This window comes from Gemmobacter sp. LW-1 (assembly GCF_001303875.1).
GTDB classification, from domain to species: Bacteria; Pseudomonadota; Alphaproteobacteria; order Rhodobacterales; family Rhodobacteraceae; genus Gemmobacter; species Gemmobacter caeni.
Map to the genome: position 1 here is coordinate 1 of NZ_LJSC01000004.1, position 12,565 is coordinate 12,565.

Sequence of the window (12,565 nt, forward strand, 5' to 3'; positions counted from 1 at the left end):
CGGCCCATGCGGGATGTCCAGCGCGATCATGCCGGCCTCCATCGCCGCCAGTACGCCCAGCGTCATATGGGCATTCACATGGCCCATATGCGCCACCCGCAGAAAGCCGTGATAGGCGGGCTCCGACGGCAAGGCCATGCCCAGACCGATGCCCAGCGTGACCCCCGCACGTTGCTCCAGCCAGTCGCGCAGGCGGCTGGCATTCGGCGCCGGGCCAATCCGGGCCGCTGTCACCGAATGGCCGCGAGACGCCGGATCCGCCACGTTCAGCGCAATCTCGGGGTGCCCCGCGCCCCAGGCATCGAACGCCGCCCAGACGGTGCGGGCAAGCGCGGCATGCCGCGCCCAGACCGCCTCCAGCCCCTCCTCGGCGATCATGTTCAGGCTTTCGCGCAGACCGAACAGGTGATGCGTCGGGGCGGTGCCCGCCCAGTGCTGCCAGAACTCGGTCGCGGTCGCGCGGGGCGTCCAGTTCCAGTAGGGCGTGCGCAGGTCGCTGGTCTTGCAACGCTCCATCGCGCGGTCTGAAAACCACAAAATCCCTAGCCCCGGCGGCACCATAAGCCCCTTCTGGCTGGCCGCTACCACCACATCCACGCCCCAGTCATCCATGAAGAACGCATCGCAGCCCATCGAGGCAATGCAATCCACCGCCAGCAAGGCCGGATGGCCCGCAGCGTCTATGGCGCGGCGGATGGCCGGGATGTCATTTTTCACCGAGCTGGCGGTATCGACATGAGTGACCAGAACCGCCTTGATCCCATGCGCGGTATCGGCCCGCAGCGCTGCCTCGATCCGGGCGGGATCGGCGGGGGCGGCCTTGCCGAAATCCAGAAGTTCGGCCTGCACGCCCTGCGCCGTGGCACTTTCCGCCCAGCCGATGCCGAACCTTCCCGTCACCACGACCAGCGCCCGGTCCCCGCGCGAGAACAGGTTGGCATTGGCCGCCTCCCACGCACCATGGCCATTGGCGATATACAGCGCCACATACGCCTTCGTCCCCGCCAGCCGCCGCAGATCGGGCCAGAGGCTTTCCACCATCTCGGGCAACGCCCCGGCATAGATATTGGGCGCCGCCCGGTGCATCGCGTTCAGCACGCGATCCGGCATGGTCGAGGGGCCGGGAATGGCGAGGTAGGGGCGTCCGTTGGCGAGGGTCATCTGCTTCTCCGCGAGTCCTGCCAAATGGCTACGCCCGCGCCGGAGCGGCGTCAACGCGGGGCACGCACGCGCACGCGCCTTGCCCTGCCCTGCCACGCGGGCTATCCCAAGGGCCAGCCGTGACAGGAGCCGCCCTTGGCCAGACCGCCGCAAGACCCGCGTTACACCTCGCGCCGCCTGTTCGGCAGGCTCTGGTCGGGCTACCTGCGCCCCCATGCGGGGCTGATGGCGCTGGCCTTCGGGCTGATGGTGATTGAAGGATCGACGCTCGGCGCGTTGTCCTGGCTGCTGGAGCCGCTGTTCGACAAGGTCTTCGCGCCCGGTGGGGAAGGCGCACTGATCTGGGTCGGCCTTGCCATTCTTGGCCTGTTCCTTGTCCGCGCCGTCACCTCGGTCGCGTCGAAAACCACGCTGACGGCGGTGGCGCAGAAAAGCTCCACCGCCATGCAGGTGGATCTTCTGGCGCATGTGCTGCGGCTGGGTGGCCGGTTCTTTCAGGACAACCCGCCCGGCGCGCTGATGGAGCGGGTGGTGGGCGATACCGCCGCCGTGCAGGGCGTCTGGTCCTCCATCATCATAGGGGTCGGGCGCGACACTATTGCACTGGTGTCACTGTTCGCCGTGGCGCTGTCGATCGACGTGCACTGGACGCTGGCGGCGCTGGTGGGGGCGCCGCTGCTGATCCTGCCGGCGGTGGTTGTGCAGCGCTATATCCGCCGCAAGACCATGCTGATGCGCGAACAGGCAGGCAGCCGCGCCACCCGCCTGGACGAAATCTTTCACGGCATTCAGGCCATCAAGCTGAACCGGATGGAGGACTACCAGACCGGCCGCTTCCGCCGCATCGTCGGCACCATCGTCCGCGCCGAGGTGCGCACCGCCTTTGGCCGCTCCACGATCCCGGCGCTGATCGACGTGGTGACCGGCATCGGCTTCTTCACCGTACTGATGCTGGGCGGGGCAGAAATCGCCGAAGGCGAGCGCACGACGGGCGAGTTCATGTCTTTCTTCACCGCCATGGCACTGACCTTCCAGCCGATCCGCCGCATCGGTGATCAGGCCGGGGTGTGGCAGGTGGCCTCTGCCTCGCTCGAGCGTATCTTCCGCCTGTTCGACACCGCACCGCCCGAACGCCCCCGCGCCGGTGAGGCAGAGCCCGGCCCCCCGCCGGTGGGCATTGTGCTGAACGACATCAGCTTCGGCTATGGCGAAACGCCGGTGCTGCGCGGGCTGAGCTTCACGGCAGAGCCGGGCCAGATGACCGCGCTGGTCGGCGCTTCGGGGGCCGGGAAATCCACGGTCTTTCATCTGCTGACCGGCATGGCAGAACCACAATCCGGGGTGATCACGCTGAACGGGCGCGACATCGCCGGGATGCGCCTGCCGGAGCTGCGCGCGCAATTCGCCGTGGTTTCGCAGGATGCCATGCTGTTCGATGAAACCATCCGCGAGAATGTAACGCTGGGCCGCGACATCGCGCCCTATCGGCTGGAGCGCGCCTTCGAGGCCGCGCATGTCGCCGATTTCCTGCGTGCCCTGCCGGAGGGCGCCGATACCCATGCCGGGCCGCGCGGCTCGGCCCTGTCGGGCGGGCAGCGGCAGCGCGTGGCCATTGCGCGGGCGCTGGTCGCGGATGCGCCGGTCCTGCTGCTGGACGAGGCCACCTCGGCGCTGGATGCGGCGTCCGAGGCCATCGTGTCAGAGGCGCTGACCCGTCTGGGCAGTGGACGCACCACGCTGGTGATCGCGCATCGTCTGGCCACCGTCCGCGCGGCTGACAAGATCGTGGTGATGGATCGCGGTCGCGCCGTCGAGGAAGGCACGCATGACAGCCTGCTTGAAAAGGGCGGGCTTTATGCCGATCTCTACCGTCTGCAATTCCAGGAGTGAGCCATGCGCCGCCTCGTCCGTCTGACCGGCCCCGATGCCCTGAGCTTCCTGCAAGGGCTGGTCAGCAATGATGTATTGCCGCTGAAAGCGCGCGGCATCGTCTATGCGGCATTGCTGACGCCACAGGGGCGGTATCTCGCGGATTTTTTCGTGGTGAACACCGGAACGGAGCTGCTGCTGGACCTGCCCGAAAGCCTTGCTGACGGGGTGATGCGGCGGCTGGCCATGTATCGGCTGCGCGCCGACGTGGCCTTCGCGGCGTCGGATCTGTCGGTCAGCCGCGGCATCGGCGACGCGTCCGAAGGCGCCCTGCCCGATCCGCGCCACCCCGCGCTTGGCTGGCGTCTCTATGGCGCGCCCTTGCCCGAGGCCGCGGTGGACTGGGATGCCATTCGCGTGGCGCATATCATTCCCGAAACCGGGATCGAGTTGATCCCCGACGAGACGCTGATCCTCGAAGCCGGGTTCGAGCGGCTCAATGGCGTCGATTTCCGCAAGGGATGTTATGTCGGGCAAGAGGTGACCGCGCGGATGAAGCACAAGACCGAGCTGCGCAAGGGCTTGGTCCGGCTGCATATCTCGGGCACTGCCCCCGCTGGAACGCCGATCCTGATGGCCGACGGGCGCGAGGCAGGGCGGCTTTTCACGCAATCCGGCGACCGGGCGCTGGCGCAGATGCGACTGGACCGTCTGGCAGGCCCGTTGCAGGCCGGAGATGCCATTTTGCGGACGGACGCATAAAATGCGAAGATTGACAAGCTTTCCCGCAACATGATTTCGGCGCGGGAACGCGCAACCACCCCGAAAAACTGGCGAAAGTTTGACCAGTCCTTGAACCGTTCGGGGCGTATCCTATATCTCGTCGGCACACCCCGGATTTGACCCCAAAACCTAGTGGTATGTGCTGCCAGCCATGACGTAGACGCATGGCAGCCATATCAAACCCGAGATACCGAATCGTCTCGAAAACGTCATATTCCCCGGGCGCCGGAATACGCAAGAGCAAGAACAGGAAAACGGACATGGCTGATTTCATCGACGGCACCGCGTTCAACTATGAGCAGGGGCAACGTGCCCGCAAGCTCTTCGCGGCTGTCGTTCTGGCGGCCCTCGACGATGCCATCGCCGATGACAAGAAATACGGCAACGGGCCGGAGCAGATCGCCCGCTGGGCGCGCTCGCGCGACGGGCGCGAGGTTCTGTCCTGCGCCGGGATCGACCCGAACGAACGTGTCGTGAAGGGCCTTATGGAATTCGTGGCGAAAGGTGTTCGCACCTCTGTCGCGCTGTCGCGCGAGGAAAGCGAACGCCGTCACGCCGCCGAGCTGGAGGCCGAAGCGGCCTGAGCCGCCGGCACCCTGCGAAATGCAAACGCGCGCCGGATGGCGCGCGTTTTTGCTTTTGACGTCAGTCCGGCTTCAGGAAAGATCGCGGCTGGCAATCGCGCGACTGATCTCGGCCCGCACCAGCTTGCGCACGTTGCGGGTGATGCGTTCTCCCAGAGCCCCCTGAAGCTCTTCGCGGATGATGTCGCGCACGACTTCGCGCAGTGCCTCTTCGTCGAAATCATCGGCATCGCCGGGTGCGAACAGACCGGGTTCAGCGGCGGCCTGTTCGGCTACCTCGTCCTCGACCGCGCGGCTGAGCTCGGCCACCACCTCAGCCTCAGCCAGATCCGCCGCTGCCGGATCGCTGTCGATCTCGGCCACGGGTTCCGGCTCGTCCAGTTCGGCGGGCTGCGGACCATCCGGCCAGGCCCCGTCGCGCCAGGCATCTTCCATGCGCGCCTGATCAGCCGAAACGAACTGCACCACCTCGGCTTCGGCCACGCTGTCCAGATCCACCTCGACAACCTCGGGCAGGCTCGGCCAGCTTGCCTCGCCCCACTCCGGCTCGGCCGCCTCAGTTTCCCAGGCTTCGTCGGGTTCGACAGCCGCCCCAAGCGAGGCGACCACATCCTCGATGCGCCGCGCCGAAGCGGGCTCTTCCGTCAGGCCGGTGATATCGGTTTCCGGCTGTTCCGGCGCGGCCGCAGGCGCGGGCACAACACGCAGGGCGGGTGTCAGCAACAGCTTGCCCGGAACGGCTGGCGGGTTGGTAGGCGTGCGATGCGCGGGACGCAGATCGTCGGAGACAAGCCGACGAATCGACGACAGCACATCCTCGATTTCCCGGGAACTCATCGGTTCGTTCATGCCTGCCCCGTTATTCGCCTTTCGGTCCAGACTAGCCGCAGGCGCGCCCGCTTACAAGCGGCCGCCGCCTTATCCGTCAACTTGCTTGCAATCGCAGATCACGGCTTCTTGCCGATGGACTGCAACACACGGTCCAGTTTCTTGCCCTGGAACGAGGTCGCGGGCGCGTCCTTGACGGCGTTGTAGTAGCCGGTCACGTCATAGGTCGGGATACCGAGGTTCAGATCCGTCACCGTCAGACGGCCCATGGCTGACAGCACGTTGTAAACCGCGAAATAGCGCTCCGCCTCGGATTGCACGCGGGCGGCGCGGGCATCCAGAAGCTCCTGCTCGGCGTCAAGCACCTCAAGCGTGGTGCGCGCGCCCAGCTTCGCCTCTTCGCGCAGTCCGTCGAAAGCGATCTGCGCCGCCTCGATCTGGCGGTTGTTCGCTGCGATCTGCGCCGCCGCCACGTCAAGGCCGGACCAGGCATTGCCCAGGTTCTGTTCAATGGAGACGCCGGTCTGGTGCAGCGAGGCGCGTTGTGCCTCACGCTGCGCCATGGCCTTGCGATAAAGCGCCGACAGCCGGCCGCCCGCATACAGCGTCTGGCGGCCGGTGATCCCCACGGTGGCGAGGTTGTAATCGCTGCTGGCCGAGGCCGTGCCTTCGTACATCCCGGCGGTCGCATCCAGCGTCACCGTCGGCTTCATATTCGCCTTGGCAATGTCGACGCCCAGATCGGCGGCCTTCACCAGATGCTGCGACCGGATCATGTCGGGGTGATTGCGCCGCGCAATACCCAGCGCCGCATCTTTCGACGTCGGAAGCTTCGGTGCCTTCGGCAGAGCCGACAGACGCCCCGGATAGGCGCCGGTCATGGCCTTGTAGGCCTCGCGCGCCACCATCAGATCGCCCTCGGCGGCCGTCAGCGCGGCACGGGCCTGCGCCAGACGCGATTCCGCCAGCGCCACATCCGTCCGCGTCACCTCGCCCACATCGAAGCGGTCTCTGGAGGCTTGCAGCTCCTGCGTGATGACGCGGCTGTTGTTCTGCCGCAGTACCACGATCTCCTGCGCCAGGCGCACGTTCACATAGGCGTTGACCGTATTCAGCAGCACCTGCTGTTCCACCGAGACCAGCCCGGCGCGGGTAGCCAGAACCGCTTCTTTGGCGGCTTCGATGGCGAAATGAGTGCGGCCGAAATCAATCAGCAGAAGCTGGAAGGACAGCTCCAGCGAATTGGTGGTGGCGGTCGCCTCGTCCGGAACGGTGCTGAACAGGCCGCTGGACTGCCCGGCATTTTCATAGATCTGGCGCGAGCGGCGGAAATTCGCGGTGAATTCCACCACCGGGCGCAGCGCCGAGACCGCCGAGGCCACATCCTCATCCGCCGCGCGCAGCACGGCCCGGTTCTGGTCGAGCAGGTGCGAGTTGCGGTAAGCGGCAATCAGCGCATCCGCCAGCGTTTCGGACTGTGCCGCAGGGGCCATCATCATGACGGACACCGCCGCCGTCGCAAGAATCCGCCTCATGCCGAACATCGCCTGCTCCTGTTCTATTGCCCGCCTGCCGGGGTCGTTCAGAGTGTAAAGGCTCTCCGCGCCGCGAAGCCCGGCAGAACCGGGGCGGAAGCGTTGAAAGCATAGCGCCAGGTGATCTGGCCGTCGATCTTGTAACCGATGCGGGCGACGCCCAGCGCGCCTTCCATGAACAGGCAGCCGATGCGCCCGCCCTCTTTCAGCTGCGCCAGCAGCGCGGCGGGAACCACCTCGGCTGCGCCCTGCACGGTAATCACGTCATAGGGGCCAGCCTTGGGCGCGCCATCGGCCAGCTTTCCGGCCATCACCGCGGCATTGTCCACGCCATGCGACGACAGCGTGCGCTGTGCCTCGGCCACCAGCGCCTCGTCCTCTTCCACGGCCACCACAGCCTCGGCCATGCGGGCGATGACGGCGGTCGAATAGCCAAGGCCACAGCCGATATCCAGCACGGTTTCCGTCGGCTGAATATCCAGCGCGTCCAGCATCTTGGCCAGCGTGCGCGGCTCCATCAGCACGCGGCCGCCGCCCATGGCGACATGCTCGCCCACATAAGCGGCCTCGCGGCGGTCCTGCGGCACATAGGCTTCGCGCGGGACGGTCAGCATGGCCTCGATGATCGGGAATTTCGTGACATCCGAGGGGCGGATCTGCGTGTCCACCATCATGGTGCGGCGCGTGGCGAAATCGGTCATGCTAAACTCGTCGGTCTAGTTTCGGCTCACAAGGTGATGCCACAGAAAACCGGCAACGGCAACAAGCCATCTTCGCCTTCCCGCAGAGACATATTCGATTCACTGAATGCAAATCGCAACCGCCTTTTGTCCGGCTTGACGACAAGCCCGCCTGGCCACAGGATCGGCTTATGACAAAGACCGATTTTCCCGTAACGATCTGGCACAATCCCGGCTGTTCGACGTCGCGCAAGGCGTTGCAGGCGATCCGTGATGCGGGGGTGGAACCGCGCGTGATCCGCTATCTTGAAACCGGCTGGGAGGAGGCCGGGCTGCGCGCCCTTCTGGAGGCGGCCGGGCTGACCCCGACACAGGCGCTGCGCCGCAAGGGTGATCTGGTGACAGAGCTTGGGCTGGCTGCGGCCGGGGATGCGACGATCTTCGCCGCCATGCTGGCCCATCCGGTTCTGGTGGAGCGGCCCTTCGTGCAAAGCCCGAAGGGAACCGCGCTGTGTCGCCCCCTGGAAAGGCTGACGCCGCTGCTGCCCTGAGGGTCAGTCGATCCAGACCGGCGTGACGCCAAGGCTTTCCAGCCAGCGCAGCAGATCGGCCGGGGCCATGGCCACGGTGCGGTCATTCACCAGCGGATGCATATGCACCAGCCGCGCCTCTTTCAGCGCGCGTTCCAGCACCAGCATCACCCCGGTTTCCGCCCCCGTCACCATGGCCAGCGGGCTGACCGCGCCGGGGCGGATGCCCAGATGCTCCATCAGCCGGTCGGCCGAACCGAAAGACGGGTTCTGTGCCCCGATGGCGGCGCCCAGCGCCTTCAGATCCACTGCGCGATCCTGTTCGACCGTCACCAGATAGTTCCGCTTCTTGCGGTCGCGCAGATAGAGGTTCTTGATGTGATAGCCGCCCGCCTCGCTGCCCAGCATGGCATGCTGCACCTGTTTGGCATCCTCGACCGTGCGCAGGGGCGCGTGGTCGTAACTTTCAAAGGCGATCCCCGCCGCACGCAGCGCCGCCATCAGCGCATCCGAACTGACCGGCAGTTCATGCTGCGCGGCGGAACTGGCGTCGGGTGCAAGCGTCTGGTCCATGGGGACACTCCTTTGCCCCCATGAAACGCATGACGCCCCGCGCCGCAAGGCCGGATGCGGCTATTCCCAGTCCAGAACGACCTTGCCGGACAGGCCGGAGCGCATGACCTCAAACCCTTCGGCGAAATCTGCAACCTTGAAGCGGTGGGTGATGACACGGCGGATGTCGAGGCCGTTTTCCAGCATGGCGATCATCTTGTACCAGGTCTCAAAGATCTCGCGGCCATAGACGCCCTTGATCGTGATGGCCTTGAAGACGATGCGCGACCAGTCCACCGGGCTTTTGCCCGGCGGGATGCCCAGCATGGCGATGCGCCCCCCCATCACCAGTTGTTCGACCATCTGGTCCAGCGCGGCCTGATTGCCGCTCATCTCCATCCCCACGTCAAAGCCTTGCGTCATCTTCAGCCGCGCCTGCACGGCTTTCAGATCCTCGGTCGCCACATTGACCGGCACCACATCGGCCACCTGCCCCGCAAGTTCCAGCCGCGCGGGGTTCACATCGGTAATCACCACATGCCGCGCGCCGACATGCCGCGCCACCGCCGCCGCCATGATGCCGATAGGCCCGGCGCCGGTGATCAGCACATCCTCGCCCACCAGATCGAAGCTGAGCGCGGTGTGCACGGCATTGCCCAGCGGATCGAGAATGGCGCCGATCTCGTCATCAATCGAGTCGGGCAGCGGCACCACGTTGAAGGCGGGCAGTTTCAGATAGGTGGCGAAGGCGCCGTTCTCATTCACGCCGATGCCGCGCGTGGCAGGGTCCAGATGGAACTTGCCCGCACGCGACTGGCGCGAGTGGCGGCCGATCAGATGCCCCTCGCCCGAGCAGCGCTGGCCGATGGCCAGATCGGTGACATTGCGGCCCAGTTCGACAATCTCGCCCGCGAATTCATGCCCGGTGATCAGACCCACCGGCACGGTGCGCGCCGCCCAGTCATCCCAGTTCCAGATATGGATGTCGGTGCCGCAGATCCCGGTCTTGCGGATGCGGATCAAAACGTCATCCGGCCCGATTTCCGGCACAGGGCGCGTTTCCGCCCAAAGCCCGACTTCGGGTTTCGCCTTCACCAGCGCTTTCATCTGATTGGTCATACCAGGGCTCCCACCGCCTTGCCCGCTGCCCGGAAGGCATCAAGCGCGAAATCCAGATCATCCCGCGTCAGCCGCGCATTCATCTGCGTGCGGATGCGCGCCTGCCCTTTCGGCACCACCGGGAAGAAGAACCCGGCCACATAGACACCGCGATCATACAAGGCCGAGGCCATGTTCTGCGCCAGCACCGCATCGCCCAGCATCACCGGCACGATGGGATGTTCACCCAGCAAGAGACGAAAGCCCGTATCCTCCAGCCCCGCGCGCCAGTAGCGGGCATTCTCGAACAGCTGCGCGCGCAGGTCGTCGGCGGCCTCGACAATATCCAGTGCCGCCAGACCGGCGGCCACCACGGCGGGCGGCAGGGCGTTGGAAAACAGATAGGGCCGCGCCCGTTGCCGCAGCAGGTCGATCACCGGCTGCGGCCCGGCGATATAGCCGCCCAGCGCGCCGCCCAGAGCCTTGCCCAGCGTGCCGGTCAGAATGTCGACCGAAACCCCGGCATGGGCCGGCGTCCCGCGCCCCTGTGGCCCCATGAAGCCGGTGGCATGGCAGTCATCCACCATCACCATCGCCCCGTAACGGTCTGCCAGCGCCCGGATCTCCGCCAGCTTCGCCAGATAACCATCCATCGAGAACACGCCATCCGTCGCCACCAGAATGAACCGCGCGCCATCGGCGCGGGCGGCCTGCAACTGCACCTCCAGATCCGCCATGTCGGAATTGGCGTAGCGATAGCGCTTCGCCTTGCACAGGCGGATGCCGTCAATGATGCTGGCATGGTTCAGGCTGTCGGAAATCACCGCATCCTCCGGCCCCAGCAGCGGCTCGAACAGCCCGCCATTGGCATCGAAACAGGCGGCAAAGAGGATGGAGTCTTCCATACCCAGAAAACCCGCGATGCGTGCCTCCAGCGCCCGGTGCATGTCTTGCGTGCCACAGATGAAGCGGACCGAGGCCATGCCATAGCCCTGCCCCTCCATCGCGCCGCGCGCCGCCGCCACCAGACGCGGATCATCCGCCAGCCCAAGGTAGTTATTGGCGCAGAGGTTCAGGAGCCTGCGCCCCGCCACCTCGACATGCGCGCCCTGCGGGCCGTGGATCAGCCGCTCGCGCTTCATCAGCCCCTCGGCCTCAATCCCCGCCAGCACCTCGCCAAGATGCGCCAGAAACGCCGCCTTCCCCGAATCCGTCATCGCAGAACATCCTCCGTTATGGCGGACAAGTTGCCGCAAAACCGGAAATCCGTCAAGATAGCGGATACGCATCCGCCAAAACGGATTTCTTTTTCACTGCCCGAGCCGCCGCCCTAGCTGTCCTGCACGATCAGGATGGCCCGCGCCCCGGCTTCGGCCCGGATGGCATGGGCGCGATCCGCCGCATAGCGCGCGGTATCGCCCACGGCCAAAGCCTGTTCATCCTCGCCGCTTTGCACCAGCAGCGCACCTTCGATCACGGTCAGATGTTCACGGCAGCCGGGGCTGTGCGGATCGGACACCAGCGCGCCGCCGGGCTGGAAGATCAGTTCGTAAACCTCGTGTTCCCCCACCGCCTCGGCAGGGGAAAGGATGCGGATGCGCACGCCACTGCCCCGCCCGGCAATGACCGGCGCGGCACCGGCACGGATCACCTCGATCCCGCCAGAGGGGCGGCCCTCCAGCAGCCCCGCGAAATCGACCTGAAGCGCCTGCGTCAGGTTCCACAGCGTCGCCACGGTGGGCGAGCTTTCGCCACGTTCGATCTGGCTGACCATGGAGCGGCTGACACCCGACAGCTTTGCCACCGCATCAAGGCTCAGCCCGCGCGCCTTACGCGCCTCGCGCAGCGACGCGGCCAGCCGGTCATGGATGTCGGATCTTGCGTTCATGGCCCATAGTCCCCGGCGGCACCGCGCCGCGCAACTGGTATTTTCGCAGCGTCAGGTGCCACAGAAGGTGCGGAAGCCCTGCGCAAAGTCCTGCGGCGCGGGCAACGCATAGGCCTCCAGCCCCGGCCTTTCGCCAAAGGGCTGCGTCACCACATCCAGCAGCGCGTGGAAAGGCGCCATGTCACCCGCCTCCGCCGCCGCCAGCGCCTCTTCCACCCGCAAATTGCGCGGGATGTAGACCGGATTGATCGCCGCCATCCGTGCCGCGAAATCCGGAGCGCGGCGGGCCTGCCAACGCGGCCACCAGACGGCCAGCGCGGCGGGATTGGCGAACAGCCCCGCCAGCGGCGCCGCATCGGGCGCGCCCGCAAGCCGGTGAAAGCCCAGCGTCCAGTCAGTGCCTTCCAGCGCCTTCAGGAAATCGCCGATCAGCGCCCCGTCGCCGTCCTCCTCACCCGCCAGTCCCAGCTTCGCCCGCATCACCGCCAGCCATTCGGCGCGGAACTGCCCGGCAATTGCCTCCAGCCGCGCATTGGCCAGATCCACCGCACGATCCTCGTCGGCATCGAACAGCGGCAGCAGTGTCTCGGCCAGCCGCGCGAGGTTCCAGCCCAGGATCTGCGGCTGGTTGCCATAGGCATAGCGCCCCTGCCGGTCGATGGAAGAAAACACCGTGCCCGGCGCATAGGCCTCCATGAAGGCGCAGGGGCCATAGTCGATGGTTTCGCCAGAAATGGTCATGTTGTCGGTGTTCATCACGCCATGAATGAAGCCAAGCCCCATCCAGCGCGCCACAAGCCGCGCCTGCGCCGCCGTCACCGCCTCGAACAGCCCGAGATAGGGGTTTCCGGCGTTCAACGCCTGCGGATGGTGCCGGGCAATGGCATAATCGGCCAGCCGTTTCACCATGTCGCCCTGCCCGCGCGCGGCGAAGAACTGGAAGGTGCCGATACGCAGATGGCTTGCGGCAACGCGGGTCAGCACCGCGCCGGGCAGCGGCTCCGCTGCGCGGCTATCTGCCCGCGCCGCTCAGCAGCGGCAAGCCCGGCGCGAAAAC

At 66.2% G+C, this 12,565-nt stretch carries 12 protein-coding genes and 1 pseudogene; 4 read left to right on the top strand and 9 right to left on the bottom strand.

From position 1 onward, the window contains the following. Nucleotides 1-1,161: alanine--glyoxylate aminotransferase family protein (locus AO684_RS00080; protein ID WP_054300709.1), on the bottom strand; the 1,161-nt coding region annotated here is incomplete at its 3' end. A gap of 135 nt (nt 1,162-1,296) precedes the next feature. Between AO684_RS00080 and AO684_RS00085 the strand changes: the two genes are divergently transcribed. From AO684_RS00085 to AO684_RS00095, 3 genes are all read left to right on the top strand, one after another. Further along, nucleotides 1,297-3,051, top strand: a complete 1,755-nt coding sequence (locus AO684_RS00085) for an ABC transporter ATP-binding protein (RefSeq protein ID WP_054300710.1) — start codon at nt 1,297-1,299, stop codon at nt 3,049-3,051. A 3-nt stretch (nt 3,052-3,054) separates the two neighbouring features. Next, the gene (locus tag AO684_RS00090; protein WP_054300711.1) at nt 3,055-3,792 is read left to right on the top strand and encodes a folate-binding protein YgfZ; all 738 of its coding nucleotides are present in this window, start codon (nt 3,055-3,057) and stop codon (nt 3,790-3,792) included. Nucleotides 3,793-4,073: 281 nt separating this feature from the next. Beyond that, complete coding sequence (locus AO684_RS00095; RefSeq protein WP_054300712.1) at nt 4,074-4,397, top strand: DUF6280 family protein; 324 nt, start codon at nt 4,074-4,076, stop codon at nt 4,395-4,397. A 72-nt stretch (nt 4,398-4,469) separates the two neighbouring features. Here AO684_RS00095 and AO684_RS00100 read toward each other — a convergent pair whose 3' ends face one another. The 3 genes from AO684_RS00100 to AO684_RS00110 form a co-directional block, all read right to left on the bottom strand. Further along, the gene (locus AO684_RS00100; protein WP_152968305.1) at nt 4,470-5,234 is read right to left on the bottom strand and encodes a hypothetical protein; all 765 of its coding nucleotides are present in this window, start codon (nt 5,232-5,234) and stop codon (nt 4,470-4,472) included. Nucleotides 5,235-5,344: 110 nt separating this feature from the next. Then, a complete protein-coding gene (locus AO684_RS00105; protein ID WP_054300721.1) occupies nt 5,345-6,760 on the bottom strand; it encodes a TolC family outer membrane protein in 1,416 nt (471 codons plus the stop codon). A gap of 47 nt (nt 6,761-6,807) precedes the next feature. Next, entirely contained in the window at nt 6,808-7,461 is a 654-nt protein-coding gene (locus AO684_RS00110; protein ID WP_054300714.1) for a protein-L-isoaspartate O-methyltransferase, read from the bottom strand. A 170-nt stretch (nt 7,462-7,631) separates the two neighbouring features. Here AO684_RS00110 and arsC point away from each other — a divergent pair, with 170 nt between their 5' ends. Further along, the gene (gene arsC, locus AO684_RS00115; RefSeq protein ID WP_054300715.1) at nt 7,632-7,991 is read left to right on the top strand and encodes an arsenate reductase (glutaredoxin); all 360 of its coding nucleotides are present in this window, start codon (nt 7,632-7,634) and stop codon (nt 7,989-7,991) included. Nucleotides 7,992-7,994: 3 nt separating this feature from the next. Here the strand turns inward: arsC and AO684_RS00120 are convergent, their stop codons facing one another. The 5 genes and pseudogenes from AO684_RS00120 to AO684_RS00140 all read right to left on the bottom strand — a co-directional run. Then, nucleotides 7,995-8,543 carry a prolyl-tRNA synthetase associated domain-containing protein gene (locus AO684_RS00120; protein WP_054300716.1) on the bottom strand — a complete coding sequence of 183 codons (549 nt, stop codon included), beginning with the start codon at nt 8,541-8,543 and terminating at the stop codon, nt 7,995-7,997. Between the two features lie 60 nt (nt 8,544-8,603). Beyond that, nucleotides 8,604-9,629, bottom strand: coding sequence for an L-threonine 3-dehydrogenase (gene tdh, locus AO684_RS00125; protein ID WP_152968306.1), 1,026 nt, complete (start codon nt 9,627-9,629; stop codon nt 8,604-8,606). 8 nt (nt 9,630-9,637) lie between these two features. Beyond that, the gene (locus tag AO684_RS00130) at nt 9,638-10,837 is read right to left on the bottom strand and encodes a glycine C-acetyltransferase (protein WP_054300718.1); all 1,200 of its coding nucleotides are present in this window, start codon (nt 10,835-10,837) and stop codon (nt 9,638-9,640) included. A 113-nt stretch (nt 10,838-10,950) separates the two neighbouring features. After that, a complete protein-coding gene (locus AO684_RS00135) occupies nt 10,951-11,508 on the bottom strand; it encodes a helix-turn-helix domain-containing protein (protein WP_054300719.1) in 558 nt (185 codons plus the stop codon). A gap of 51 nt (nt 11,509-11,559) precedes the next feature. Beyond that, nucleotides 11,560-12,501: pseudogene (locus AO684_RS00140) on the bottom strand (protein adenylyltransferase SelO family protein); the annotation flags it as partial. Nucleotides 12,502-12,565 lie beyond the last annotated feature (64 nt).